The sequence below is a fragment of the Pseudomonas canadensis genome (genome assembly GCF_000503215.1).
Taxonomy (GTDB): Bacteria; Pseudomonadota; Gammaproteobacteria; order Pseudomonadales; family Pseudomonadaceae; genus Aquipseudomonas; species Aquipseudomonas canadensis.
Genome location: NZ_AYTD01000011.1, coordinates 572,818 through 597,206 on the forward strand (window position 1 = coordinate 572,818; position 24,389 = coordinate 597,206).

28 protein-coding genes are annotated in these 24,389 nt (G+C 60.9%); 13 read left to right on the forward strand and 15 right to left on the reverse strand.

The window, feature by feature from the left end; translation table 11 throughout:
• Positions 1-9 precede the first annotated feature (9 nt).
• Entirely contained in the window at positions 10-966 is a 957-nt protein-coding gene (locus U367_RS0107750; protein ID WP_028616424.1) for a hypothetical protein, read from the forward strand.
• A gap of 21 nt (positions 967-987) precedes the next feature.
• Here the strand turns inward: U367_RS0107750 and U367_RS0107755 are convergent, their stop codons facing one another.
• The 3 genes from U367_RS0107755 to rpiB all read right to left on the reverse strand — a co-directional run bounded on the left by U367_RS0107755 (position 988) and on the right by rpiB (position 4,393).
• Positions 988-2,550: a TerC family protein gene (locus tag U367_RS0107755; protein ID WP_028616425.1), complete on the reverse strand. Its 1,563-nt coding sequence runs from the start codon at positions 2,548-2,550 to the stop codon at positions 988-990.
• 337 nt (positions 2,551-2,887) lie between these two features.
• On the reverse strand, positions 2,888-3,868 hold the full coding sequence (locus U367_RS0107760; protein ID WP_028616426.1) for a sugar-binding transcriptional regulator: 981 nt from the start codon (positions 3,866-3,868) through the stop codon (positions 2,888-2,890).
• Positions 3,869-3,931: 63 nt separating this feature from the next.
• Positions 3,932-4,393: a ribose 5-phosphate isomerase B gene (gene rpiB / locus U367_RS0107765; protein ID WP_010210973.1), complete on the reverse strand. Its 462-nt coding sequence runs from the start codon at positions 4,391-4,393 to the stop codon at positions 3,932-3,934.
• Between the two features lie 283 nt (positions 4,394-4,676).
• Here rpiB and U367_RS0107770 point away from each other — a divergent pair, with 283 nt between their 5' ends.
• The 7 genes from U367_RS0107770 to dhaL all read left to right on the forward strand — a co-directional run bounded on the left by U367_RS0107770 (position 4,677) and on the right by dhaL (position 12,039).
• A complete protein-coding gene (locus U367_RS0107770; RefSeq protein ID WP_028616427.1) occupies positions 4,677-6,164 on the forward strand; it encodes a sugar ABC transporter ATP-binding protein in 1,488 nt (495 codons plus the stop codon).
• Complete coding sequence (locus U367_RS0107775) at positions 6,161-7,138, forward strand: ABC transporter permease (protein WP_028616428.1); 978 nt, start codon at positions 6,161-6,163, stop codon at positions 7,136-7,138. Before U367_RS0107770 ends, U367_RS0107775 begins: the two co-directional genes overlap by 4 nt.
• A 34-nt stretch (positions 7,139-7,172) precedes the next feature.
• Positions 7,173-8,180, forward strand: a complete 1,008-nt coding sequence (locus U367_RS0107780; protein ID WP_028616429.1) for a substrate-binding domain-containing protein — start codon at positions 7,173-7,175, stop codon at positions 8,178-8,180.
• A gap of 153 nt (positions 8,181-8,333) precedes the next feature.
• Positions 8,334-9,089, forward strand: coding sequence for an SDR family oxidoreductase (locus U367_RS0107785; RefSeq protein WP_028616430.1), 756 nt, complete (start codon positions 8,334-8,336; stop codon positions 9,087-9,089).
• 27 nt (positions 9,090-9,116) lie between these two features.
• Positions 9,117-10,232, forward strand: coding sequence for an MDR/zinc-dependent alcohol dehydrogenase-like family protein (locus U367_RS0107790; RefSeq protein ID WP_028616431.1), 1,116 nt, complete (start codon positions 9,117-9,119; stop codon positions 10,230-10,232).
• A 154-nt stretch (positions 10,233-10,386) separates the two neighbouring features.
• Positions 10,387-11,388 (forward strand): dihydroxyacetone kinase subunit DhaK, encoded by a 1,002-nt coding sequence (locus U367_RS0107795; RefSeq protein ID WP_028616432.1) that lies wholly within the window; start codon positions 10,387-10,389, stop codon positions 11,386-11,388.
• A gap of 3 nt (positions 11,389-11,391) precedes the next feature.
• Complete coding sequence (gene dhaL, locus U367_RS0107800; protein ID WP_028616433.1) at positions 11,392-12,039, forward strand: dihydroxyacetone kinase subunit DhaL; 648 nt, start codon at positions 11,392-11,394, stop codon at positions 12,037-12,039.
• Here the strand turns inward: dhaL and U367_RS0107805 are convergent.
• Entirely contained in the window at positions 11,996-12,892 is an 897-nt protein-coding gene (locus tag U367_RS0107805; RefSeq protein WP_028616434.1) for a LysR family transcriptional regulator, read from the reverse strand. The two genes, dhaL and U367_RS0107805, sit on opposite strands and share 44 nt — an antisense overlap.
• 150 nt (positions 12,893-13,042) lie before the next feature.
• Between U367_RS0107805 and U367_RS0107810 the strand changes: the two genes are divergently transcribed.
• Positions 13,043-14,578: an MFS transporter gene (locus U367_RS0107810; RefSeq protein WP_028616435.1), complete on the forward strand. Its 1,536-nt coding sequence runs from the start codon at positions 13,043-13,045 to the stop codon at positions 14,576-14,578.
• A gap of 6 nt (positions 14,579-14,584) precedes the next feature.
• On the opposite strand, the gene sohB is transcribed toward U367_RS0107810, so the two are convergent.
• Entirely contained in the window at positions 14,585-15,610 is a 1,026-nt protein-coding gene (sohB, locus tag U367_RS0107815) for a protease SohB (RefSeq protein WP_028616436.1), read from the reverse strand.
• A 193-nt stretch (positions 15,611-15,803) separates the two neighbouring features.
• Between sohB and U367_RS0107820 the strand changes: the two genes are divergently transcribed.
• Complete coding sequence (locus tag U367_RS0107820; protein WP_028616437.1) at positions 15,804-16,514, forward strand: histidine phosphatase family protein; 711 nt, start codon at positions 15,804-15,806, stop codon at positions 16,512-16,514.
• A gap of 56 nt (positions 16,515-16,570) precedes the next feature.
• Positions 16,571-16,885: an SCP2 sterol-binding domain-containing protein gene (locus tag U367_RS0107825; RefSeq protein ID WP_016969749.1), complete on the forward strand. Its 315-nt coding sequence runs from the start codon at positions 16,571-16,573 to the stop codon at positions 16,883-16,885.
• A 56-nt stretch (positions 16,886-16,941) separates the two neighbouring features.
• Here the strand turns inward: U367_RS0107825 and U367_RS0107830 are convergent, their stop codons facing one another.
• From U367_RS0107830 to U367_RS0107845, 4 genes are read right to left on the reverse strand one after another with little or no spacing between them, the layout of a single operon-like run.
• The gene (locus tag U367_RS0107830; RefSeq protein ID WP_028616438.1) at positions 16,942-17,430 is read right to left on the reverse strand and encodes a periplasmic heavy metal sensor; all 489 of its coding nucleotides are present in this window, start codon (positions 17,428-17,430) and stop codon (positions 16,942-16,944) included.
• Positions 17,427-17,858, reverse strand: a complete 432-nt coding sequence (locus U367_RS0107835) for a hypothetical protein (RefSeq protein ID WP_028616439.1) — start codon at positions 17,856-17,858, stop codon at positions 17,427-17,429. Before U367_RS0107835 ends, U367_RS0107830 begins: the two co-directional genes overlap by 4 nt.
• Positions 17,855-18,433, reverse strand: coding sequence for an RNA polymerase sigma factor (locus U367_RS0107840; protein WP_028616440.1), 579 nt, complete (start codon positions 18,431-18,433; stop codon positions 17,855-17,857). Before U367_RS0107840 ends, U367_RS0107835 begins: the two co-directional genes overlap by 4 nt.
• A gap of 15 nt (positions 18,434-18,448) precedes the next feature.
• Positions 18,449-18,760 carry a YXWGXW repeat-containing protein gene (locus U367_RS0107845; RefSeq protein ID WP_028616441.1) on the reverse strand — a complete coding sequence of 104 codons (312 nt, stop codon included), beginning with the start codon at positions 18,758-18,760 and terminating at the stop codon, positions 18,449-18,451.
• A gap of 213 nt (positions 18,761-18,973) precedes the next feature.
• Between U367_RS0107845 and U367_RS1000000132040 the strand changes: the two genes are divergently transcribed.
• Positions 18,974-19,114, forward strand: coding sequence for a hypothetical protein (locus U367_RS1000000132040; protein WP_162834922.1), 141 nt, complete (start codon positions 18,974-18,976; stop codon positions 19,112-19,114).
• Here U367_RS1000000132040 and U367_RS0107855 read toward each other — a convergent pair.
• Positions 19,111-19,359 (reverse strand): DUF1652 domain-containing protein, encoded by a 249-nt coding sequence (locus U367_RS0107855; RefSeq protein ID WP_028616442.1) that lies wholly within the window; start codon positions 19,357-19,359, stop codon positions 19,111-19,113. The genes U367_RS1000000132040 and U367_RS0107855 overlap by 4 nt on opposite strands.
• Before the next feature lie 247 nt (positions 19,360-19,606).
• On the opposite strand from U367_RS0107855, the gene U367_RS0107860 reads away from it, so the two are divergent.
• Positions 19,607-20,551: a sensor domain-containing diguanylate cyclase gene (locus U367_RS0107860; RefSeq protein ID WP_028616443.1), complete on the forward strand. Its 945-nt coding sequence runs from the start codon at positions 19,607-19,609 to the stop codon at positions 20,549-20,551.
• Positions 20,552-20,817: 266 nt separating this feature from the next.
• Here U367_RS0107860 and U367_RS1000000130735 read toward each other — a convergent pair whose 3' ends face one another.
• The 5 genes from U367_RS1000000130735 to U367_RS0107880 form a co-directional block, all read right to left on the reverse strand.
• Complete coding sequence (locus tag U367_RS1000000130735) at positions 20,818-21,078, reverse strand: hypothetical protein (RefSeq protein ID WP_073860003.1); 261 nt, start codon at positions 21,076-21,078, stop codon at positions 20,818-20,820.
• Positions 21,079-21,082: 4 nt separating this feature from the next.
• Positions 21,083-21,529 (reverse strand): GNAT family N-acetyltransferase, encoded by a 447-nt coding sequence (locus U367_RS0107865; protein ID WP_028616444.1) that lies wholly within the window; start codon positions 21,527-21,529, stop codon positions 21,083-21,085.
• Between the two features lie 74 nt (positions 21,530-21,603).
• Entirely contained in the window at positions 21,604-22,512 is a 909-nt protein-coding gene (locus U367_RS0107870; RefSeq protein ID WP_028616445.1) for a helix-turn-helix transcriptional regulator, read from the reverse strand.
• A gap of 36 nt (positions 22,513-22,548) precedes the next feature.
• Positions 22,549-23,244 carry a fumarylacetoacetate hydrolase family protein gene (locus U367_RS0107875; RefSeq protein WP_028616446.1) on the reverse strand — a complete coding sequence of 232 codons (696 nt, stop codon included), beginning with the start codon at positions 23,242-23,244 and terminating at the stop codon, positions 22,549-22,551.
• Positions 23,245-23,310: 66 nt separating this feature from the next.
• Positions 23,311-24,348 carry an AbrB family transcriptional regulator gene (locus U367_RS0107880; RefSeq protein ID WP_028616447.1) on the reverse strand — a complete coding sequence of 346 codons (1,038 nt, stop codon included), beginning with the start codon at positions 24,346-24,348 and terminating at the stop codon, positions 23,311-23,313.
• Positions 24,349-24,389: the final 41 nt, after the last annotated feature.

Genomic DNA, 24,389 nt, shown 5'->3' on the forward strand with positions numbered 1-24,389 from the left:
GGGATGGATATGAGCACTGCTACTGCAACAGAGAATACTGACCAGCCCTGGGAAGATACGTTGATTCTGGCATTTCGCGATATTCAGTGGATCCATCACCGCGAAAAACAGCAGACACTGATTTCAGATGCGCTTGGCTGGTTCCAATTGAACAATCATTTACTGCTGTGCAATCCCTCAGACAAAACACAGCAAAACACCTGTAATAAGGCCAAGGAAAAGCTCGATCTGGCAGTGAAAGAAATGGCGGCAACACCGCCACTACTCGCGAAATTGGACGGCAAGGCTGAAAGTGCAGCGGGCGATGTGCTAACCGCCCATGAAGACAGGTTCTTCCTGATTGAATTCAAATCAGACATGAGCACCAGAAGCTCCGAATACACCAAATTCCTGGGGATTCTAATGTGGCTGATCGATCCAGAAGCCAACCACGTACTGATAAACCAGTCAAAAAAAGGGCATTTTTTTGTCACGCAGAGGCCCGACACATGCGCCCCCTCTGCTCCAAACCTGCGAAAGCTCACTATGGAGGCCTACACTTACTACGACGCAATCACTCAGCCCAACTTAAAACTGACTGCGGCGATCCCCGTGCACACGCTCCTGGCAGAAAAACGCCACGGCCTGCCGCTGGCTCAAATGGCGGACTACCTTCAACTGCTCTGTAACGTACATGTCGGTGACGCAGCAGGCGGCGCACACCCGATGAAAGTGGCGGTGGCAAGTGCATCCGGGGTGTTTTGGCCGATATCCGACCTTTCGGAACTGACTGCATTGGCCGGCTTGTTCAACGCGACCGCAAGGCTGTCGCACCCAAAACACCCGGCATTTGGCATTGCAAACGCCAAACGCCTGAAAGACATCGTCGATGCCTTTCGGAAAAAAACGCTCGAAGAGCAAAAAACCGCGCTCAGACGTGACGGCAGAACACCCGGCGGCGCCACTCCAGGCATCAATCGAAGCTGAGTGACACCGCTTACGCCCCCATCAGGAATCCACGCACCGAAGCAGGCTGACCTGCGTCACCCGGCGGTCCTCCACCGCCGCCACCGTCAGGCGCCAACCCTCATGTTCCAGGCTGTCGCCCACCACTGGGAGGCGATCCAGCAGACTCATCACCAGGCCGGCCAGGGTCTGATAATCGTCGGTCGCAACCGCGTTGAAGCCCGTGCGCTGACGCACCTGATTGAGGTTCAGTGCACCATTGGCGCGGAAACCAGCGCCCTCCTCGACAATATCCGGCCCTTCGATTTCGCTGGCGTCCGGCAGCTCACCGGCGATGGATTCCAGGATGTCGGTCATGCTCAACACGCCCATGAAGTCACCGAATTCGTTGATCACAAACGCAATGTGGGTGGATTCCTGACGCATCTGCTCCAGGGCGTTGAGGATCGAGAAACTGTCCAGCAGGTTGATCGCCCGGCGTGCCAGGTGCTCCAGGTTCGGCTCGTTACCGGCCAGGTATTCCTTGAGCAACTCCTTCTTGTGCACAAAGCCCAGCGGTTCATCGACGGCGCCGTTGCGGATCAACGGCAGTCGCGAGTAGGACGAATGCATCAGTTTCAGACGAATGCTGTCGGGATCATCCGCCAGATCGATGCAGTCGACCTTGGCCCGCGGTGTCATCAGTGTGCGGATCGGCCGTTCGGCCAGTTGCAGCACACCACTGATCATCACGCGCTCGCGCCGATCAAACAGCGGGCCTTGCCCAGCATCTGGCTCACCCAGCAGGTCGGCAACCTCATCGCTCACCTCTTCCACCGCCAGGCTACGACCGCCGAGCAAGCGCATCACGGCATGGGCCGTACGCTCACGTACTGGCAACACACCTTGCGCCGACTTCTTGCGGCGGGCCCGTGCGATCTGGTTGAACAACTCGATCAGGATTGAGAAACCAATCGCTGCGTACAGGTAACCCTTCGGAATATGGAAACCCAGGCCTTCGGCGGTCAGGGCAAAACCGATCATCATCAAGAAGCCCAGGCACAGCATGATCACCGTCGGGTGCGCATTGACGAAGCGGGTCAATGGCTTGCTCGCGACGATCATCACACCGATGGACACGATCACCGCGATCATCATCACCGCCAGCTCGTCCACCATGCCCACGGCGGTAATCACCGCATCCAGGGAGAACACCGCATCCAGCACCACGATCTGCGCCACGATCGGCCAGAACATCGCGTAGGCGGCATTGCCCGTGCGCTGGACCACATGGCCTTCGAGGCGCTCGTGCAATTCCATGGTGGCCTTGAACAACAGGAATACACCACCAAACAACATGATCAGGTCACGGCCCGAGAAGCTCTTGTCGAACACCTCGAACAACGGCTGCGTCAGGGTCACCAGCCAGGAAATACTCGCCAATAGGCCCAGGCGCATCAGCAGCGCCAGGGACAGGCCGATCAACCGCGCACGGTCACGCTGCTCCGGCGGCAACTTGTCCGCCAGGATCGCGATAAACACCAGGTTGTCGATGCCCAGCACCAGTTCCAGCACAATCAAGGTCAACAGCCCGAGCCAGGCCGTTGGATCCGCTAACCATTCCATTTATTGAGTCTCTTCAGTCATCGATTTTCAGAATGCCGGGCACGGCAAGGCGCGGTCAGTGGACCGGTACAAGGTTAGCAGTCGGAATACGGGGTGCTTCAGAGGGAACAGCGGCAGCGCAAGTCTTGGGGAAAGACGACTGGGGGGCTCCGAAAGGGTGTTCATGCAAATCCTGAAATAACAAAAGGACTTGAATCCTACATCTGAAACGCAAACTTCCTACAACGCAAAACTATTACAAGATCTGTAATCTCACCTGTAGGAGCCGGCTTGCCGGCGATGGCGTCCTCACAAACGCCATCGCCGGCAAGCCGACTCCTACAGGGGCATCGTGGTGTCAGGACTTACGGGTAGCGTCATCCAACGCCAGAATGGTATGCGCATTGGTCACCGTCGTGGCCAGCGTATTGATCACCCCCGACCGCAACGCCCCCAGCGTCGCCGCCGCCTTGGTATTTTCGCTGGCAATCGCCACCACATCCGGTATGCGAAACAACTCCTGCACCGTCAACCCGATCACCCGCCCCTGGATCGCGTTGACCGCCGGTTGCCCGTGAATGTCGATAAAGTCATAGCCCATCATGTCACCCACGGTGCCGGACAACCGGGCCTGGGCGATTTCCTGCGGTGAGAACCAGCCCATGCGCACCATGTTGCTGTTCTCACTCATGTCGCCAATACCGATCAACGCAATATCCGCGCGCCGCGCCCGGTCCAGCGTGGAGCGCACGGTGTCGTTATTGATCAGCACCCCGCGCAACTCCGGGTTCGCCACCAGGGCCGGGGCATACAAGCTTTCACTCTCCCCCCCGAAGCGCAGCGCCAGGCGCCGGCAGATATGGTCGGGGTTCATGTATTCGCCGGCCTTGAGCGAACCACCGATGGCGCAGACAAATGTGCAATTGCGTGTCACCGGCAAGAATACGTTGTCCGCCACTGCGCCGACGTTACGCCCCATGCCTACCGCGACAATCATGCCATCGCTCAGCGTCTTGTTCAGGTAGTTGGCCACCAGACTGGCAACGGCCGAGCGCTGGGTGTCGGGGTCGCTGTGGTCCACGGCAATCAAGGCGCGGTCCAGCTTGAAGCGCTGCACCAATGCCTGCTCCAGCTCGTTGTTCATGGCCGGGTGCTGCAGCACGCGCACCTCGACGATCCCCTCATCGCGCGCACGCTTGAGCAAGCGGCTGACTTTCGCCCGCGACAGGTCAAAGCGCTTGGCAATGGCTTCCTGAGTGACGTTCTCAAGGTAATAGAGCATTGCCACTTCGGTCATCTGATCGATATCGCTGGCAATGCGCTGGGTACTGTCACTCATGGGGACGGGCTTCCGTTTCGGCGTCAAAGGCGCATTCTCCCGACTCTTGCCCCGTTTAGTCCACTACTGATGCCCGTCGCGCTCGATCGCATTGATGCGCTCGACCTTGGCGCCGGAACGCGCCGACTCGAACTCCGACTCCAGGAATGATTTGACGATGCTTTTGGCCAGCTCCGCACCGATCACTCGCGCGCCGATGGACAGGATTTGCGCATCGTTGCTCTTACGCGCCCGCTCCGCCGAATAGGTGTCATGGGCCTGCGCCGCACGAATGCCCAGCACCTTGTTGGCGGAAATGGCCATGCCGATCCCGGTGCCACACACCAGCACACCCAGGCGCTGCTGCCCGGCATTGATCGCGTTGGCCACGGCCAGGGCGATGTCGGGGTAAAGCACCGGCGCGGTGGAATGGGTGCCGAAGTCGGTCACCGGGTAACCCAGCGCCTCGATATGGCGCTTCAACAGCTCTTTGAGCTCAAAACCCGCTTCATCGCATCCGATAGCCACCGGGAAAGGTGTGTTCATGGCGTCTGGCTCCGCTGCCGTGATCGTATTTATGACTGATCATATGATCACTCAATGAAATTTCGCTCAGGCATTTCGCCGCCAACCACCCCTCACTGTCAAGCATGATTTAACTGACTTGCCAGTCAAAAGCGCCTAAAAAGACATTATTGACGAACAAGACGAGAATCAGTGCTTTTACATGAAACAGATTGACTGATCAGAATTTCATTTGATACACATATGATCACAGCGAAACATGACTGTGCGACCTAATAAGAATTCACAGCACGAGGACACGCCGATGGCCACGCCATTACTGCTCCAGGCTGAACACGTCGCCAAGGCTTACGCCGGGGTCCCTGCCCTGCGTGACGGGCGCCTCTCTCTGCGGGCCGGCAGCGTCCACGCCCTGTGCGGCGGCAATGGCGCAGGCAAATCGACATTTCTGAGCATCCTGATGGGCATCACCCAGCGTGACGCCGGCAGCATTCTGCTCAACGGCGCACCGGCGCAGTTCAACCGCCCGAGTGAAGCGCTGGCAGCGGGGATCGCGATGATCACCCAGGAGCTGGAACCCATCCCCTATATGACCGTCGCCGAGAACATCTGGCTGGGGCGAGAACCACGCCGCGCCGGTTGCATCGTCGACAACAAGGCTCTGAACCGGCGCACCCGCGAATTGCTGGAAAGCCTGGAGTTCGACGTCGATGCCACCAGCCCCATGCACCGCTTGAGCGTCGCGCAGATCCAACTGGTAGAAATCGCCAAGGCCTTCAGCCATGACTGCCAGGTGATGATCATGGACGAACCCACCTCGGCCATTGGCGAACACGAGGCGCAAACCCTGTTCAAGGCCATCCGCCGCCTGACGGCCCGGGGCGCCGGCATTGTGTATGTGTCGCACCGCCTCAGCGAACTGGCGCAGATCGCCGACGACTACAGCATCTTCCGCGACGGCGCCTTCGTCGAAAGCGGACGCATGGCGGACATTGATCGCGACCATCTGGTACGCGGCATCGTCGGCCAGGAATTGACTCGCATCGACCACAAGGTCGGTCGCGAATGCGCTGCCAACACTTGTCTGCAAGTCGACAACCTGAGCCGCACCGGAGAGTTCCACGACATCAGCCTGCAATTGCGCCAAGGCGAAATCCTCGGCATTTATGGCTTGATGGGCTCGGGGCGCAGCGAGTTCCTCAACTGCATCTACGGCCTGACGGTCGCGGACTCCGGCAGTGTCACCCTGCAAGGCAAGCCCATGCCGATCGGGCTGCCGAAGGCGACCATCAATGCCGGCATGTCGCTGGTCACCGAAGATCGCAAGGACAGTGGCCTGGTGCTCACCGGCAGCATTCTTTCCAACATTGCCCTGTCGGCCTACAAGCGCCTTTCGAGCTGGTCGCTGATCAATGCGCGCAAAGAAACCCAACTGGCCCAGGACATGGTCAAGCGCCTGCAGATCAAGACCACGTCCCTGGAATTGCCGGTGGCGTCCATGAGCGGCGGCAACCAGCAGAAAGTGGTGCTCGCCAAATGCCTGTCCACCGAGCCGGTCTGCCTGCTGTGTGACGAACCGACCCGTGGCATCGATGAAGGCGCCAAGCAGGAGATCTACCACCTGCTCGACCAATTCGTACGCGGCGGTGGCGCTGCCATCGTGGTGTCGTCGGAAGCGCCGGAACTGCTGCACCTGAGCGATCGCATCGCCGTATTCAAGGGCGGCCGGCTGGTGACCATCAGCACCGACACCGCCCTTTCCCAGGAAGCCTTGTTGAGTCTTGCCTCATGAATGCCAAAACCCTCGCAGCACCTGTCACTGCCGCGCCGCGCAATCGCCTGCGTCTGTCCCTCGACCGCTTCGGCCTGCCGCTGGTGTTTATCCTGCTGTGCGTGGTGATGGCGTTCTCCAGTGAATACTTCATGACCTGGCGCAACTGGATGGACATCCTGCGCCAGACCTCGATCAACGGCATCCTTGCGGTGGGCATGACCTATGTGATCCTGACCAAGGGCATCGACTTGTCCGTGGGCTCGATCCTGGCCTTTGCCGGGTTGTGCAGCGCCATGGTCGCGACCCAGGGGTACGGCGTGCTGGCGGCGGTCAGTGCCGGGATGTTTGCCGGCGCGATGCTCGGCGTGGTGAACGGCTTCATGGTCGCGAACCTGTCGATCCCGCCCTTCGTGGCCACCCTGGGCATGCTCAGCATTGCGCGCGGCATGACCTTCATCCTTAACGATGGCAGCCCGATCACCGACCTGCCCGACGCCTACCTGGCGCTGGGCATCGGCAAGATCGGCCCGATCGGCGTGCCAATCGTCATCTTCGCCGTGGTTGCGCTGATCTTCTGGATGGTGCTGCGCTACACGACCTACGGCCGCTATGTGTACGCGGTCGGCGGCAATGAAAAGAGCGCACGCACCTCTGGCATCGGCGTGCGCAAGGTGATGTTTTCGGTATACGTGGTCTCGGGCCTGCTCGCCGGACTGGCCGGCGTGGTGCTCTCGGCCCGCACCACCTCTGCCCTGCCCCAGGCCGGGGTGTCCTATGAACTGGACGCGATTGCCGCCGTGGTGATCGGCGGCACCAGCTTGTCGGGCGGCACCGGCAGCATTGTCGGCACGCTGTTCGGCGCACTGTTGATCGGGGTGATCAACAACGGGCTGAACCTGCTCGGCGTGTCCTCTTATTACCAGCAGGTCGCCAAGGGCCTGATCATTGTGTTCGCAGTACTGATCGACGTGTGGCGCAAGAAAAAACGCTAGAGAACGACCCACAACAATAACCGGAGTTCTACTCATGAAACTTGGTACCACCTTGGCCGCCACAGCGGCCCTCTCCCTGCTCGCCTGCAGTATCGCCCTGGCCGCCGATGGCAAGACCTACAAGGTCGGCGCAGCCGTCTACGGCCTCAAGGGCCAGTTCATGCAGAACTGGGTCCGCGAGCTCAAGGAACACCCGGCGGTCAAGGACGGCACCGTGCAGTTGACCGTGTTCGACGGCAACTACGACGCCCTCACCCAGAACAACCAGATCGAAAACATGGTGACCCAACGCTACGACGCCATCCTGTTCGTACCGATCGACACCAAGGCCGGCGTCGGCACCGTCAAGGCGGCCATGAGCAACGACGTGGTGGTCATCGCCTCCAATACGAAAGTAGCCGATGCCTCTGTGCCGTATGTGGGTAACGATGATGTCGAAGGCGGCCGCCTGCAGGCCCAGGCCATGGTCGACAAACTTAATGGCAAAGGCAACGTGGTGATTATCCAGGGGCCGATTGGCCAGTCGGCGCAAATCGACCGGGAAAAAGGCGAACTGGAAGTGCTGGGCAAACACCCGGACATCAAGATCATCGAGAAAAAGACCGCCAACTGGGACCGCGCCCAGGCCCTGGCGCTCACTGAAGACTGGTTGAACGCCCACCCCAAAGGCATCAACGGCGTGATCGCGCAGAACGACGACATGGCCCTCGGCGCCGTGCAGGCCCTGAAGTCCCACGGGCTGACCTCCAAGGACGTGCCGGTCACCTCGATCGATGGTATGCCGGACGCGATCCAGGCGGCGAAAAAAGACGAAGTCACCACCTTCCTGCAAGACGCCCAGGCCCAGTCCCAGGGCGCGCTGGACGTGGCGCTGCGTGCACTGGCCGGCAAGGACTACAAGCCGCAGTCGGTGATCTGGGAGCGCTATGCCAAGGATGTGAAATGGGGGGACGGCACGGCCAAGAACTACATCCTGCCGTGGGTGCCGGTCACCAATGCCAACGCCGATGCGCTGTACAAACAAGTCAGCGGCGGCAAATAACGGTTTCGGCCTATAAATGCATTCCAAATGTGGGAGCGGGCTTGCTCGCGAAAGCGGTGGATCAGCCAACTGATATACCCCCTGACAAACCGCTTTCGCGAGCAAGCCCGCTCCCACATTGGATCTCCACCGTTTTCAAAAATGGAGTCATTCATGTCTGGATTCTGGAACCAAGCCTTCGACCTCACCGGCCGTTGCGCGGTGATTACCGGTGGCGCTGCCGGGATCGGCCTGGCCTGTGCCAGCCTGCTGGTAGAACGCGGCGCCCGCGTGGCGCTGCTGGACCGTGAGCCGGCAGTGGTCGAGGTAGCCGCCAGCCTGGGCGCCGGGCATCTGGGCATTGCCGTCGACCTCGGCCAGATCGGCCAGATACAACCCACCATCGACACGGTTTTCGAACACTTCCAACGCCTGGATTACCTGATCAACAGCGCCGGCGTGGTACTGCTGGACAAGGCCATCGACGTGAGCGAAAGCGCCTGGGACACCACCCTGGACATCAACCTCAAGGCCAGCTTCTTCGTGGCCCAGGCCTGCGCCCGGCACATGCTCGCCCAAGGCAGCGGACGCATCGTCAACCTCGCCTCCCAGGCCGCCGTGATCGGCCTGGACCGGCACGTCGCTTATTGCGCCAGCAAGGCAGCCATTGTCGGCATGACCAAAGTACTGGCCATGGAATGGGCCCCTCACATCAACGTCAACGCCATCTCCCCGACCATTGTGGAGACAGCCCTGGGCAAGAAAGCCTGGGCGGGCGACGTGGGTGAAAAGGCCAAGTTGCAGATCCCGGCGGGCCGCTTTGCCCAGCCGGAAGAAATCGCCGGGCTGGCGTTGTACCTGCTCAGTGATGCGGCGCAGATGATCACCGGCGCCAACATGGTGATCGACGGCGGCTACAGCATTCAGTAATTCATCTTCTTGTCGTGAGGTTTTGTCATGTCCACCGTCACCGAACGCACACCCGAACAACTGTCCCCAGTCATCCCGAAAACCATGCAGGCCGTGGTGTGCCATGGCCCGGAAGATTACCGCCTGGAAATCGTCGACGTGCCTACGCCCGGCCCCGATGAAATCCTCACCAAAGTCGAGTTGTGCGGCATCTGCATGGGCGACATCAAGACCTATCGCGGCGCCCCGTCGTTCTGGGGTGACGCCGAACAACCCCGCTACGTGAAGCCGCCGATGATCCCCGGCCATGAATTCGTCTGCCGCGTGGTTGCCCTGGGCCCAGGTGCAGAAAAACGCGGAGTGAAGGTCGGTGATCGGGTGATTTCCGAACAGATCGTGCCGTGCTGGGGCTGCCGCTTCTGCAACCACGGCCAATACTGGATGTGCCAGAAGCACGACCTGTATGGCTTCCAGAACAATGTGCAGGGCGCCATGGCCCAGTACATGATCTTCACCAAGGAAGGCATCATCCACACAGTGCCGGAGTCCATTGCCCCCGACGAAGCGATTTTGATCGAGCCGCTGGCCTGCTCGCTGCACGCGGCGGAACGCGCCAATGTCGACCACGACGACATCGTGGTGGTCGCCGGCGCCGGCACCCTGGGCTTGGGCATCATCGGTGCCGTGCGCCTGCGCAATCCGAAAAAGCTCATCGTGCTGGACATGAAACCCGAACGCGCCGCCCTGGCCCTGCGCATGGGCGCCGACGAAGTCTGGAACCCGGCCGAGGTGGACGTGCTGGCGAAGATCCGCGAGATCACCGACGGCTATGGCTGCGACATCTATATCGAAGCCACCGGGCACCACAAGGCAGTGAACCAGGGCCTGGCAATGCTGCGAAAACTGGGGCGTTTCGTCGAATTCAGTGTGTTCAATGACGAGGCCACAGTAGATTGGTCGATCATTGGTGACCGCAAGGAACTCGACATTCTCGGCTCACACCTAGGGCCGTATATGTACCCACGCGCCATCGACTTTATCGGCAACCGCAAGATCGACATGCGCGACGTGGTGACCCACAAATTCGCGCTGGCGGATTTCAAGGAAGCGTTCGCGGTGATGGAGCGCGGCGACAAGTCGCTGAAGGTCGTTCTGGAACCCTGACCCACAGACGACACACACCCTTGTAGGAGCCGGCTTACCGGCGATAGCGGCATACCCGACGATGCAGGTGTTATCTGACACACCGCCATCGCCGGTAAGCCAGCCCCCACAGTTGATCCATGTGCCCACTAGAACAAGAACAGGAACCCGCGTTATGAATCGAGTCATCAACGATCCGGACCAGGTGGTCGAGGACATGCTGCGCGGCATTCTGGTCGCGCACCCCGAACTGCGCCAATTCGAGACCAACCCACGCGTCATCGTCAAGGCCAAGCCTTCTGCGCCGGGCCGCGTCGGCATTGTCACTGGCGGCGGATCGGGCCATGAGCCGGCTTTTCTTGGCTATGTCGGCCCGGGCCTGGTGGATGCCGTGGCGGTCGGCGAAATTTTTTCCTCACCCACCGCCAAGAGTTTCTTCGACGCCTTCCGCGCCGCCGACCATGGCGCAGGCGTGGCCTGCCTTTACGGTAACTACGCTGGCGACAATATGAACGTGAAGCTGGCGATGAAAATGGCCGCCAGCAAAGACATGCGCATCCGCACGGTGGTCGCCAACGACGACGTAGCGTCCGCCCCCAAGGCCGAGATTGCCAAGCGCCGTGGCGTGGCCGGGGAGATCTTCATGTGGAAGATCGGTGGCGCTGCTGCCGCGCAGCACTACGACTTGGACGAGGTGATCCGGGTCGCACAGAAAACCGTGGATAACTGCCGCTCGATTGGTATCGGCCTGACCCCCTGCACCATTGCAGCAGTGGGCAAGCCGAACTTCCAGATCCCTGACGGCCAGATGGAGCTGGGCATCGGCCATCATGGCGAACCGGGCATCGAGGTGATCCCGATCGAAGCGGCTGCCGCCATGGCTGAACGCATGCTCGCGCCGATCCTCGCCGACCGTGATTTCGGCCAGGACGACAGCGTGGTGGTACTGGTCTCGGGCCTGGGCGCCACGCCGGTCATGGAGTTGTATGTTTTCTATGCCGAGGTCGAAAAACAACTCACGGCCAAAGGCTTGAAGATTCACCGCTGCTACGTCGGCAACTACTTCACCTCCCTGGAAATGATGGGCGTGACCCTGACCCTGCTCGGCCTCGACGCAGAGCTTGCCACCCTGATCGATCAACCCTGCCGCTCCATCGGCATGACCCAGGCGGAGTAAACCATGAGCCAGCATTTTTCCACCTGTGACGGCGGCGCCATCGTCAGCGACCTGGTCAGCGTGATCGTCGCCAACCGCGAATACCTCAGTGAAATCGACGGCGCCATCGGCGATGGCGACCACGGCATCAACATGGCCAAGGGCTTCGCCCATTGCGGGCGCACCATTGAAGGACGCCAACTGACCCTGGCCGAGGCGCTCGACGAGCTGACCCTCAGCTTGATGGAAGGCATCGGCGGCTCCATGGGGCCTTTGTATGGCAGCCTGTTTATCGGCATGGCCGATGAAGTGCGCAGCAGTGATGACATCGACGCCGCAACCTTTGCTCATTTGCTGCGCGGCGGCTTGACCTCGTTGCAGGACATCACGGACGCGGGTGTGGGCGATAAATGCCTGATGGACACCTTGATCCCGGCGGTTGAGGCTTTTGAGCGCGAGCATGCCTCAGGGGCCTCCTTCAGCGACGCTCTGAATGCGATGAAAGCCGCCGCGTCACAGGGCCGCGACTCGACCAAGGACCTGGTGGCCAAGATCGGCCGCGCCAGTCGCTTGGGCGAACGTTCCCTCGGCGTGCTGGATGCCGGCGCGGTGTCGTGCTGCCTGATCCTCACGCGTCTGGCCGATTCGGTGCAGACGCGACTGTCTGCTTGACCTGCTGGATATACCGCGCGACCGCCGGCGCTTTTTCGAAGCGCCGGTGAATCAGCGATAGCCACGACGATGCGTCAACGCCCTGAATGCTGCGGTACACCACGCCTGGCAAACTGACATGCCCCACCATGGACGCCGGCACCACCGCCACGCCCTGCCCGAGTGACACCAGCGCCACCACCGCCACCAACCCACCGGGTTGCGGCCCCAGGCGCGGTGCGTAGCCACCTTGCGCGGCCACCTGCAAGGTGCCGCTGATTTGCTCCGGCAAGATGAATGTCTCGTTCTCCAAATGCTTGCAACCGATGGCCTTGAGCCCCAGCAGCCAGGAGTCCTGGGGCAGCGCCAAGACAAACCCTTCGCTGTCCAGGCGCACCGCCTCGACCCCCTCCGGCAGCGTCATGGGCGAGCGGATGTAACCGATATCGACACGCCCGTCCGCTACCGCGCCAGGCAACGTCGCCATCGCACATTCGCGCACATTCACGCTCACATCCGGAAACGCCTGGCCGAACGCCTGCATTTGCCGCTGCAACAGGCCCGAATACACCGCCGACGCCACATAGCCCAATTCGATATGGCCGATCTCGCCACGTCCGGCGCGCTGAGCATTGCGCTGGGCGAACTCGAACTGGCGCACGGTAGCCTCGGCTTCGATCAATAAGGCAGCACCAGCTTCGGTCAGGCTGACTTCGCGTTGCTGGCGGACAAACAGACGCGTCCCCAGCGCCGCTTCCATGTCTTGGATCTGACGGCTTAACGTCGGGGGCGCAATGCCCAAGTGCTCCGCGGCCCGCGTGAAGTTGCGCTGGCGGGCAACGGCCAGGAAATAGCGAAAATGACGAATATCCATAACAGCATTAGCTCAAAGGTAATGAAGTGCTTCACGGCGACTAACAAAGATATTGCCGGGAGGGAATAAGCTCACAGCACCTGAACACTAGAGAGCCCTTGCGATGCCCGTCAACCGCCTTCTTCGTATTGCCTGCAAGGTAATTCAACCATGAGCCGGATCAGTCCACGCCTCACACTGCTGACCGCATCCGGCGTTTGCTCGCTGATCGTGCTCGACACCAACATCGTCGCCGTGACGCTGCCCAGCATCGCCCGCGACCTGGGGGCGAACTTTGCCGACATCGAGTGGGTCGTCAGCGCCTATATGCTGGCCTTTGCCGCACTGTTGTTGCCCGCCGGCAGCATCGCCGATCGCTTTGGCCGCAAGAAGACCCTGATTTGGGGGCTGAGCATTTTTATCCTGGCCTCCCTGGGCTGCGGCGCAGCGCCCAACGCTGTGTTCCTGGACATCGCACGCGCGATCAAAGGCGTCGGCGCCGCCCTGCTATTGACCTCGGCGCTCGCCTCCATCGGCCACACCTTCCATGACGACGTGGAACGGGCAAAAGCCTGGGCCTTCTGGGGCGCGTGCATGGGTGTGGCCATGACCGCCGCGCCGACCTTGGGCGGCTTGATCACCGAGTACCTGGGCTGGCGCTGGATTTTCTATCTCAACTTGCCGGTGGGCCTGGGGCTGATGGCGCTGGTGCTGCGCGCCATTGAGGAATCCCGCGATACCCAGTCGGCGCGACTCGACCCTTGGGGCAGCCTGGCCTTCAGCGCCGCTTTGCTGTGCCTGATCTGGGGTTTGATCGAAGCCAATCGCATCGGCTGGGACAGCCCGTTGACCTACGCCCGGCTCATAGGCGGCGCGGCCTTGCTGGGCGTATTTGTCGTCGTCGAACGTGTACAACAGCGCCCCATGGTCGACCTGCAACTGTTCCGTCACCCGCGCTTTATCGGAGCCTTGCTGGGCATGTTCGCCTACGCCGGCTGTGCCCAGGTGATGATGACCTTGTTGCCGTTCTACCTGCAGAACGGCCTGGGGTTCTCCGCGATCGCCTCGGGCCTGGGCATGCTGCCGTTTGCGCTGACCATGTTGATCTGCCCACGCATTGGCGCCCGCCTGGCGGGGCGTTTCGCGCCAGCAACGATGATGGCGGCCGGCTTGACCCTGGTGGGCTGCGGCAACCTCTTGAGCGCCTGGGCGGTAAACGTGGGGGGTTACCTGCCCTTTGCCTTGGCGATTGCGGTGACAGGGGCCGGGGCAGGTCTGCTCAATGGCGATACGCAAAAAAACATCATGGCCTGCGTGCCGCGAGACCGTGCCGGGATGGCGTCCGGTATGAGCACCACCATGCGCTTCAGCGCGATCATGTTGGCGGTCGGTGTGTATGGGGCATTATTGAGCAGCCATAGCGAACAGTTGTTGAGCGCAAGCATCGACACACAATGGCGGGCCCAGGTTAACGGCATTGCTTCACGCGTCGTCGCGGGTGATATGCCAGCGGCGATGAGGTTGTTGCCGGAGTCGGCACGGCTGTTGGTGCAGCCGCTGGCACGGCAGGCGTTTGTGGGTGGGTTCAGTGGCGTGCTGTGGGTGGCGGGGTTGTTGGGATTGCTGGGGGCGCTGGTGGTGGGGATATTAATGAGAAACCCCATACCAGCAGTGCAACAGGCCTCGATGAAACCTGCGCACCGCTGAGCATTTTTACCAGAATCGCTGCTGGGTCAACCGGCTCCACCAGGTCAGCAGCACGCGGTCCACCGAACCACTGGCCGCCAGGCCTACGCGCTCCTGCAAGCTCTTGCGCTCGGCATAGTGCAAGTGGAACACCTCGGCGGTCTTGGCCTTGGTGGCCAGGTATTCATCGCTGGTTTGCAGCTCATCGACCAGTTGCTTGTCGAGGGCTGCAACACCCAGCCACACTTCTCCGGTCGCGACGTCATCAATCGCCAACTGCGGGCGGTAACGCGAGACGAAGTTCTTAAACAGTTGATGGGTGATGTCCAGGTCTTCCTGGAACTTCTCGCGGCCCTTCTCGGTGTTTTCACCAAACACCGTGAGGGTGCGTTTGTACTCACCGGCAGTCAGCACTTCAAAGTCGATGTCGTGCTTTTTCAGCAGACGGTTGACGTTTGGCAACTGCGCTACCACGCCAATGGAGCCGAGGATGGCAAACGGTGCGCTGATGATCTTCTCGCCGATGCACGCCATCATGTAGCCGCCGCTGGCCGCCACCTTGTCGATGCACACGGTCAACGGCACGCCGGCCTGGCGGATACGCGCCAGTTGCGACGAAGCCAGGCCGTAGCTGTGGACCATGCCACCGCCGCTTTCCAGGCGCAGCACCACTTCATCCTTCGGCGTGGCCAGGCTCAACAAAGCGGTGATTTCATGGCGCAGGCTCTCGGTGGCCGACGCCTTGATATCGCCATCAAAATCCAGCACGAACACCCGTGGCTTGGACTCGGCTTTCTGCTTGCCCTTCTTCTTTTCGGCCTTGCCTTCGGACTTGCGCAGGGCCTTGAGCTGGTCCTTGTCGAGCAGCGTCGATTCCAGGCGTTCACGCAAACCCTTGTAGAAATCATTGAGTTTGCTGACCTGCAATTGACCGGCGGATTTGCGACGACCTTTGCTACGCAGGGCCGCGAAGCTGATCAGTACCACCAGAATAGCGACCACCAGAGTGACGGTCTTCGCCAGAAAGCTCGCGTATTCGGCCAAAAAATCCATGGTTCTCCTTACAAATGCAGTGCGCCAGGCGCGGATTGCCCAAGCATACCGACGGGGCTTGCCGGGAGCCAGTGCTCAAACCGCCACCAGGCGCCCTCCAACGCGCTTTTAAAACAAGCGTATGTTTTTTCATTGACAGCTCGCAGGCATCCTCATAACCTCGCCAGACTTTCAACGTACCGGGAAAACGGACGTGGGCAGCATCTATCTGATTCGACATGGCCAGGCCTCCTTCGGTGCAGACGACTATGACGTCCTGTCGCCCGTCGGCGTGGAACAGGCACAGGTGCTCGGCCGCCACTTGGCCGACATGGGGCTGGTGTTCGACCGCTGTGTGGCCGGCGACCTGCGCCGCCAGCAGCACACCGCCACCGCCGCGTTCGAGCAGTACAGTGCCCTGGGCCTGCCGGTGCCGCCGCTGGAAATCGACAGCGCCTTCAACGAATTCGATGCCGACGCGATCATCCGCGCCCTGCTCCCCGATCTGCTCACCACCGAACCCGACGCCCTGGAGATCCTGCGCAATGCCGCGCAGAACCGCAGCGAATTCCAGCGCATCTTCGCCCTGATCATCGAGCGCTGGCTGGCCGGCACCTATGATCCACCGGGGCTGGAGAGTTGGCTGGGCTTTGTGGAACGTGTCCAGGGCGGCTTGCAACGCATTCTTGAAGCGGCGGACAACACGCAGAAAATTGCGGTATTCACCTCCGGCGGCACCATCACCGCCTTGCTCCACCTGATTACCCGGATGCCTGCCGCGCAGGCCTTCGAACTGAACTGGCAAATTGTTAACACCTCGCTCAACCAGCTGAAATTCCGCGGTCGCGAGGTGGCACTGGCTTCCTTCAACAGTCATACCCACTTGCAACTGTTGAAGGCGCCGCAGCTCATCACGTTCCGATGAACTGCGGCCAACCGTGACCCCAAGGTCACTGGACTCTACCCTAAAGGATCGAAACCATGACTGACGTAGCCAAAGCTGTAGAAGCAATGAAAGCCAAATTCAACCCAGCCGCCGCCGACGGCCTGGACCTGGTGTTCGGTTTCCGTATCGACGACACCCAGAACTTCTCGCTGGTGGTGAAAAACAACACCTGCGAACTGCTGGAAGGCGAAAACCCAGACGCCCAAGTTACCCTGGTGACCGACGGCGAAACCATGGAAGGCATCGTCAGCGGCGATACTGACGGCATGCAGGCCTTCATGAGCGGCAAACTGCGCACCGAAGGCGACATGATGCTGGCGATGAAGCTGAGCGAACTGTTCCCGGCTTGATTCACGGGCAACCCTGAATCCCGATCCCGCCCTTCCCGGCGGGATTTTTTTGCCCGCTATCTTGAATCCGCTGCCGGCTCCTTGAGTTTTTCTTTAGGTTTGCCCTGCCCGCGCAGGTACAACGCCTCGACCAGTTTTTGCCGCTCGACCTGGGGCAAGGTGCTGGCAAACTGCGCCAACGTGGTGTCCACCAAGGCACGAAGCGCCATATCCGCCTCGCGAGCCTTGGCCAATTCGGTGACCAGCACATCCCGGTCCAGCGTCGGTGCCTCCAACTGCTTGATCACCCCCAACCGCGCCTCCCGCCCGGCCATTACCAGCGGCTGGCTATCGGCACGGTTATGGCGCAACAATTGGCGCAGTTCCCGTCGCCGCTCCGGCGGCAACTTGACCATCGCCTGCCGCAGCCCATGCTGGTTGACCGCCGCCTCGGCAGGCTTGGCACTGGCCATCCAGTGGTAAACCGCCCCGCCCACCCCGCCCATCAAAAACACATTGAGCAACACCGAGACCAGCAACCACGGTTTAAGGGATTGGGTACTCATTGCTCGGATTCCTCGGCATTGACGGTAAAGATGACTTGCGCATCGCCCTGGTCAAACACACTGGGCAACACCTCGGCGGACACCATCGGCAGCGGTACGCTCATGGACGCCACCAGCATGCCGGTGACAACACCGGCAATACCCACACCCACCAGCCCCGCCGGTGACAGCCAAGCGGCATAGCGCGACCAGAACGACGTCCGGCGCGACGCCGACTGGCGGATCTGCCGGGCCAGCGCCGGGTCGGTGAATGCCAGTTGATGGCTGTCCAGTTGGGCGTCGAGCCAACCGGCCTGATCCAACACTTCTCGGGCACTGACATTACCGCCGTCGAGCAGCGCCTGAGCCGCCCCGCGCTCAGCCAGGGGCCAACGCTGTAGGTTGGCGCCATAGGCGTCGGCCAGATAAGCAAATCGTTCGGGTGTCATGATGTTCCCCTTCCTGGGCGGGCAAGCCCGGGTGTATCGGCAAGTTGGCTGCGCAACTGGCGTCGGGCCCGCGATAGCAGGCTCTCCAGTGCCTCGACGCTGATATTCATCAGGGCCGCTGCGTCGATGTTCGACAGCTCCTGGTAGTACTGCAACACAATCGCCTCGCGCTGACGCGCAGGCAAAGCGGCCAACGCGGCGGCCATGCGCGCATTGCGGTCGGCGCTTTCCAATTGTTCATCCAGAGGTGGTGCGCTGTCCGCCAGCTCCAGCGCCTCCTCCTCGTTCAAAGGACGTTCCTTGCGCCGACGCAAGCGGTCATGGCACAGGTTGAGCGCCACCCGATGCAGCCACGTGTCGAAACGCGCCTCGCCACTGCGCCAACTGGCCGCCTGGCGCCAGATGCGCAGGAAGCTTTCCTGGGCCACGTCCTTGGCTTCGTCGGCATCCCCCAGGATCCGGCTGGCGAGCGCCAGCAGACGCGGCAGTTTGCGCGTCACCATTTCGTTAACGGCCGCAGGTTCGTTGTTGCCGATACGTGCGAGCAGTTCAACGTCCGGATCAGAGTCTTTCAATCGGGCAATTCTCGGTCAGCGGATCCAATGCCCTTCGCGCCAGTACCAGTTGGGACCGTGGGCCTCCCAATGGCCGGGCTCCCAGCGCGCATTTCGCATCACTGGCTGCCAGTGGCCTGGCACCCAGCCATAGCCACGCCCTTCCCAGCGCCAGTGGCCACGGTCCCAGGCGTAGCCCGGTCGCTCCACGGGAACCATTTCCACACGCTCCGGTGGCGGCGCCTGGCGGATGATGATTTCGGTCTGGGCAAACACCGGGGTGCTGACAAACGCGGCAAGGGCCAGCGGAGCAAGCAAGGCAAAGCGCAATGTGGCCAGGGGTCTCATGGCAACTCCTTCATGCAACGGGCGAAAGTGCCGGTCGCTGATGGGTTGAACGGGGTGTGTCGAAAAATCCGTCGCAGGACGCGCAGATTATTGTCGCAGGCAGTATTGCCCAGGGCATGAAGGCGCTTGATGAAAGGTTTGCAAGCTTCGCGACGGATTTACGCAGGTGGCAACGTTGAAGGATTAACGCTGATCAACCCAAGAGGAAACACCATGTCCCGCCGACTTTATATGCTGGTTGCCGCACTGCTGATTGCCAGCCTCAGCGGCTGCGTGATCGTGCCGGAACACCGCCATTGCTGCTGGCGCTATTACGGCGCGCTCGATACGCCGACCCACAGCGTCAACGGCTAGCCGACTGCCGCAAAACCCCGGCGCCCGGCCTTGATTTCGGTGCGCAACTCGCCAATCAGGTTTGAGATGGAACGGATGCTGTCCAAACCTTCGGGGGACACGCCGGTCAGCAGCAGGTCGACCCGGCCGGACACTGGCTCGAAGATATTGATGCGCAACGAGCCGTCGCTGTTGAGCGTGCAATCGCACGCCAGCGGCAGGAAACCCGAGGCCATGATGCGGTTGAGATCAGCGATTGAAATCATGACAAGTTCCCATCCCTGGGCCTCACCCGGTAGTTGTGATGGAGACAGAGTAGAAGAGGTTCTACCGGGCATGGAAGCATTAATGCAAAAGTGTTAGCCATGCCTCATTTCGCCTCGAAAACGCCGAATCACTGACGCCAGAAAACCCGCTGTTCGACCTCTCGTCTGCTGCGCTGGCGAGCGCTTGACTCGAAGCGTCGATCACAAGACGCTCTTGGCTTTTCGCCATCATCTGAGCCAAACCACCATGAGCATCGACCCTCCGAGCCAGCCCGACAGCGATGTGTACAAGACCTTGCTGGAGTCGACCAAGGCCATCCCTTGGCGTATCGATTGGCAGAGCATGACCTTCAGCTACATCGGCCCGCAGATCGAGGCTTTGCTGGGTTGGACCCCGCAGAGTTGGGTGAGCGTGGACGACTGGGTCGAGCGCATGCACCCGGATGATCGGGAATATGTGGTGAATTTCTGCGTGTCGCAATCGCGCGCCGGGGTGGACCACGAAGCGGACTACCGCGCGCTGACCGTGAATGGCGACTACGTGTGGATTCGCGATGTGGTGCATGTGGTGCGCAAGGACGGCGAGGTCGAGGCGCTGATCGGGTTCATGTTCGATATCAGCGAGCGCAAGAAGACCGAAGAACACCTGGTGCGCCTGCAAAAACAACTTGAGGAATACTCCTACCAGGACGGCCTCACCGGCATCGCCAACCGGCGCATGTTCGACACCGTGCTGGAGCGCGAATGGGCCAGCGCCCAGCGCAGCCAATTGCCCCTGTCGCTGATCATTCTGGATATCGATTTTTTCAAGCAATACAACGACCATTACGGCCATATCAAGGGCGATGAATGCCTGCGCCAAGTTGCAAATACCTTGTCTCAGGCGGCCAACCGACCACGGGATTTCATTGCACGTATCGGCGGCGAAGAGTTCGTGTGGCTGCTCCCGGAAACCGACGCAGAGTCTGCCAGGCAAGTGGCGCAGCGCTGCCTGCACCTGATCCGCCAGCAGCAGATCGAGCATGGTTTTTCGGCGGTGTCGAACCTGCTGACCCTGAGTCTGGGCGTCGGTACGCGCATCGTGAAACCCGACAGCCCGATGCTGGGGTTTGTCGAAGAGGTCGACAAGTTGTTGTATCAAGCCAAACGCAATGGGCGGATGCGCGCGGAGTTCGCTGACGGTGAAGTGTGACGCGAAGGTCAAATCGCAGGCAAAAAAAATCCCAAGTAGCTGATGGAAACTTGGGATTTAAAAATGCATAAACCGTGGGAGGTGAACGCCCGGCTATAGTAACGATTGTAAAAACCTGTAACAAGATTATTTTAATCCTTTCGTCGGATTAAAATCGCTGTAAGTCATTCAATAACCACACATTTTTTAAGGTGGCACGATCTATGTGTGCCACTTTTTGGTGCAACTACCGATACTATTTCCACTTATAAAAAAGGGCTATTGGATTAAAGCGGCGTCGCACTATTGGATATACGTCCATTCAATTGCTTACACGCTTCGTGTATTTCAAGGCTATTGGGCAGTACCGAGCGCCTTACACTTTCTACCTGCCTGCACAATGCCAGGCGTTCGTTGGCGGCTTCCCGCTCGCGGTCAATCTCGGCGTTGAGCCGCACAAAATAGAACCCCAGCAACACCGCAGCACAGAGCACACCGAGCACAAAGTAGCGAAAGCTGTTGGACGACGGCGGCTCGGGTGGGTTCATGACGTTATTGCGCCCTGCTCTTCTCGTAACGCACATCATCGCCGTCCACCGGGCCGACCACGCTCCAACCCAGCCGCTGATAAAACCCGTTGGCACGGATTCCGTCACGGCCGTCGGTAATCAAGAACAACCGATCATGGTGTTCAAACAGTGCGGCCTCGGCCACCGCCATCAGTTGACGCCCCAGGCCCAGGTTCTCGAAAGCCGGCCGCACGAACATCGCGAATACCTCGCCTTCGGCCAGGTCGACCATGGCAAAAGCGGCAGGCTGACCCTCCGCCTCGGCGATCCAAACGCAGGGCGCTGCGCGGATGCTGTCAGCCAGTACCTGGGGCGTTATGCCCAGGTCGGCCATTTGCTCGACACTCAAATGGTTTTGCACCACCGAGGTGCGAATGGCGAAGAGCGTGTCGACATCGTCCTGCGTCGCCAGGCGGATGAGCGTTTGCATACTGGCCTCCCTAGTAGAGGGCGCAATTGTATGCAAATAGAAACACAGTGAATGTCGTGGATTTGTAAAACGCCCTACAGCGCCTCGCTTTGCTGCTGTCGACGGAACTGCCCTGGCGCCACCCCATGGGCCTTGCGGAAACACCGGGAAAAATACGCCTCGTCGGTGAAACCGCAGCGGTGCGCGATCACGCCAATCATTTGCGCACTGTTGAGCAACAAGGTGCGCGCCATCTGCATGCGCCGGTCGAGCACCAGTTGCGAGAAGGGTTTGCCGGTTTCCTTGCGCAACAAGTGAGTGAGGTAGTTGGGCGACAGGAACGCCGCCGCCGCTGCATCCGTGAGGTTGAGGGTCGGTTCATGCAAGTGCTCGCGGATATAGCCCTGCACCCGTGCCAACGCATCCTTGCGCCCGCGCCGCGTGGCATTGTTGGCGGCGAAAGCCTGCAAGGGCTCGGCGTACTGCTCACAGACCAGGCCGATCAGTTGAAACAGGTAGCCCTTGAGGCGTTCGCGGGCGCCGAAGGTGCGGTGGGCATCGAGTTCGCGCATGTGGGCAAGCCAGGTTTGCACCTGCTCGAACGCCGCGTCTTCGAGAATGAAGTCCAACTGCTCCTGGAAGCGAAACGGCGACAGCTCCGGCGCCTGGCCGATGGGAATGTCTTCCAGGTCCAGGGGATCGCAGGTGAGCTGCGGTAGGAAAAACGCCTGGCTGAAGTTGATCAGCATGAATTCGCCATCTTCAGGGTGGGGAATCACATGCAAGCGATGGGGCAGGATAAACGCCAGGGCCTTGCGCGGAAACTGCCGCACCGCGCCGCCGATATGCTGCACGGTGTCGCCGCCGAGGTTGATCTGGATCTGGAAATACTCATGGCGATGGGGGCTGGTCAGCGCCGCTCGCCCGCGTTTGTCGCGAATGTAGAAGTCGGGGCGGTCGCTGCGCTGTTCCATGCCGTAAGTGGTGACGCGGGTGCCTGGCATAACGGTCTCTCGGGTGGCCTGGGCACCACTGTAGCCTCAACCCTGGCTGAGGGTGAAACGCAACTCGCCGATGCCGTCGATGCCAGCGCTGATCTCGTCGCCCGGTTGTAACGCACCGACGCCTGCGGGCGTACCGGTGAAGATCAGGTCGCCGGCTTTGAGCGCGACGGACTTCGACGCATGGCTGATCACTTCACTGACGGACCAGATCTGGTCGGCCAGGTCGCCCACCTGGCGCTGTTCACCGTTCACGTTGAGCCAGATCTTGCCGCTGGACGGATGCCCGACCACGCTCACCGGTTGCAGCGCAGTCGTCGGTGCGGACGCATCGAAAGCCTTGGCCCAATCCCACGGGCGTGACAGCTTTTTCGCCTGGGCTTGCAGGTCGCGGCGGGTCAGGTCGATGCCGACGCCATACCCCCAGATGTGGGAAAACGCCTGTTCCGGGCTGATGTCCACACCGCCCTTGCCGATGGCTACCACCAGCTCCACTTCGTGGTGCAGGTCGGCGGTCAGCGGCGGATAGGCGATCACGCCTTCGGCCGGCACCACGGCATCCGCCGGTTTCATGAAGAAGAATGGCGGCTCGCGGTCCGGGTCATGCCCCATCTCACGAGCGTGTTCGCTGTAGTTGCGACCCACACAGAACACCCGGCGTAGCGGGAAGCGTGCTTCGCTGCCCTGCACGGCCAGGGAGGGGGTTGGCGTAGGTGTGAATACATAGTCAGTCATGGCTCGGGCCTCTTCGGTTACCTGGCGCCAGTATGGCGAGTGGCGCCGGGGCGAAGTTGGACAGGTCTACGCAGATTTTGCACTGGACGGTGCTTCAGAAGGCCGATCCAACAGGCGATACAACGGCAGGCACGCCGCCTGGATCAGCAACATGCGGATCACCTGCATCGCCGTCACCAGGGTCACGGCCAGACCCAGGGCCTCGGCGGTGAGGCTCATTTCCGGCGCGCTGCCGGGCATCATGCCCAGGGCCAGCGACAGCCACGGCATGCCCAACCCGGCACCCAGCGCCCAAGCGGCCAATGCGCTGGCAATCACCGAACCGATCAATAGCAGCAGCACTTTGCCCAGCAGGCCCGGCGTGCGGCGGAAGAAACTGCGGTCAAACGCGACGCCCAATGCGCAGCCAATCAGCAACTGGCCGCTGCCGCTGAGCCAACCCGGCATGCTCATCGACAGGTGATTGCAGCCCACCCCCACCGCGCAAATCAGGAACGGCCCGAAGGTCCAGGGGTTAGGCAACTTGCACTGCTTGAAACCCAAGGCCGCCAGCCAGCCCACGGCGAGGATGAAGATCAGCCAGGGCCAGATCACCGGCAATGGCGCATGCGCAGCGACGGGGGGCATGCCGAAAGTGGCGACAGCCGGCACCGTCAAAAGAATCAGCAATAATCGGATGCTATGGGCGGCGGCAATAAAGCTGGTGTCCGCCTGGCGTTGGCGGCCCAGGTGCACCATCTCGCTGGAGTTGGCCGGCATCAAGGCGAAGAACGCCGTGCCGAACGGCACGCCCCAGCGATGCAGGATCAGCACCGAACACAGCGCCAGTACCAGCGTCAGCAACACCGCCGTGACGATCAGCCCGAGATGAGCCGCCACCTGCTGCATCACCGGCAGCGTGAAATGACAGCCGATGGCAACCGCCACGATGAGTTGCCCGGCTTGGCGGCCACGGGGAATTTCCGGCACCAGGCTGCCAGCGCAACGGGTCAGCATCACGGCGACCAGCGAACCGATCACCCAGGGCAACGGCCACCCCGCCCAACTGGCAAGACTGCCGCCCAGCGCGCCGATAATCAGTGTGAAGAGCCAATGGTTGGGCATGGTGGGGTACTCGGCATGGAGAAGAATGCCGACAGGCTATA

Excerpts from the sequence above, each read along its gene's own strand:
- U367_RS0107750 (WP_028616424.1), top strand. The coding sequence starts at position 10 with ATGAGCACTGCTACTGCAACAGAGAATACTGACCAGCCCTGGGAAGAT.
- U367_RS0107755 (WP_028616425.1), bottom strand. The coding sequence starts at position 2,550 with ATGGAATGGTTAGCGGATCCAACGGCCTGGCTCGGGCTGTTGACCTTG.
- U367_RS0107760 (WP_028616426.1), bottom strand. The coding sequence starts at position 3,868 with ATGAGTGACAGTACCCAGCGCATTGCCAGCGATATCGATCAGATGACC.
- rpiB (WP_010210973.1), bottom strand. The coding sequence starts at position 4,393 with ATGAACACACCTTTCCCGGTGGCTATCGGATGCGATGAAGCGGGTTTT.
- U367_RS0107770 (WP_028616427.1), top strand. The coding sequence starts at position 4,677 with ATGGCCACGCCATTACTGCTCCAGGCTGAACACGTCGCCAAGGCTTAC.
- U367_RS0107775 (WP_028616428.1), top strand. The coding sequence starts at position 6,161 with ATGAATGCCAAAACCCTCGCAGCACCTGTCACTGCCGCGCCGCGCAAT.
- U367_RS0107780 (WP_028616429.1), top strand. The coding sequence starts at position 7,173 with ATGAAACTTGGTACCACCTTGGCCGCCACAGCGGCCCTCTCCCTGCTC.
- U367_RS0107785 (WP_028616430.1), top strand. The coding sequence starts at position 8,334 with ATGTCTGGATTCTGGAACCAAGCCTTCGACCTCACCGGCCGTTGCGCG.
- U367_RS0107790 (WP_028616431.1), top strand. The coding sequence starts at position 9,117 with ATGTCCACCGTCACCGAACGCACACCCGAACAACTGTCCCCAGTCATC.
- U367_RS0107795 (WP_028616432.1), top strand. The coding sequence starts at position 10,387 with ATGAATCGAGTCATCAACGATCCGGACCAGGTGGTCGAGGACATGCTG.
- dhaL (WP_028616433.1), top strand. The coding sequence starts at position 11,392 with ATGAGCCAGCATTTTTCCACCTGTGACGGCGGCGCCATCGTCAGCGAC.
- U367_RS0107805 (WP_028616434.1), bottom strand. The coding sequence starts at position 12,892 with ATGGATATTCGTCATTTTCGCTATTTCCTGGCCGTTGCCCGCCAGCGC.
- U367_RS0107810 (WP_028616435.1), top strand. The coding sequence starts at position 13,043 with ATGAGCCGGATCAGTCCACGCCTCACACTGCTGACCGCATCCGGCGTT.
- sohB (WP_028616436.1), bottom strand. The coding sequence starts at position 15,610 with ATGGATTTTTTGGCCGAATACGCGAGCTTTCTGGCGAAGACCGTCACT.
- U367_RS0107825 (WP_016969749.1), top strand. The coding sequence starts at position 16,571 with ATGACTGACGTAGCCAAAGCTGTAGAAGCAATGAAAGCCAAATTCAAC.
- U367_RS0107830 (WP_028616438.1), bottom strand. The coding sequence starts at position 17,430 with ATGAGTACCCAATCCCTTAAACCGTGGTTGCTGGTCTCGGTGTTGCTC.
- U367_RS0107835 (WP_028616439.1), bottom strand. The coding sequence starts at position 17,858 with ATGACACCCGAACGATTTGCTTATCTGGCCGACGCCTATGGCGCCAAC.
- U367_RS0107845 (WP_028616441.1), bottom strand. The coding sequence starts at position 18,760 with ATGAGACCCCTGGCCACATTGCGCTTTGCCTTGCTTGCTCCGCTGGCC.
- U367_RS1000000132040 (WP_162834922.1), top strand. The coding sequence starts at position 18,974 with ATGTCCCGCCGACTTTATATGCTGGTTGCCGCACTGCTGATTGCCAGC.
- U367_RS0107855 (WP_028616442.1), bottom strand. The coding sequence starts at position 19,359 with ATGATTTCAATCGCTGATCTCAACCGCATCATGGCCTCGGGTTTCCTG.
- U367_RS0107860 (WP_028616443.1), top strand. The coding sequence starts at position 19,607 with ATGAGCATCGACCCTCCGAGCCAGCCCGACAGCGATGTGTACAAGACC.
- U367_RS1000000130735 (WP_073860003.1), bottom strand. The coding sequence starts at position 21,078 with ATGAACCCACCCGAGCCGCCGTCGTCCAACAGCTTTCGCTACTTTGTG.
- U367_RS0107865 (WP_028616444.1), bottom strand. The coding sequence starts at position 21,529 with ATGCAAACGCTCATCCGCCTGGCGACGCAGGACGATGTCGACACGCTC.
- U367_RS0107870 (WP_028616445.1), bottom strand. The coding sequence starts at position 22,512 with ATGCCAGGCACCCGCGTCACCACTTACGGCATGGAACAGCGCAGCGAC.
- U367_RS0107875 (WP_028616446.1), bottom strand. The coding sequence starts at position 23,244 with ATGACTGACTATGTATTCACACCTACGCCAACCCCCTCCCTGGCCGTG.
- U367_RS0107880 (WP_028616447.1), bottom strand. The coding sequence starts at position 24,348 with ATGCCCAACCATTGGCTCTTCACACTGATTATCGGCGCGCTGGGCGGC.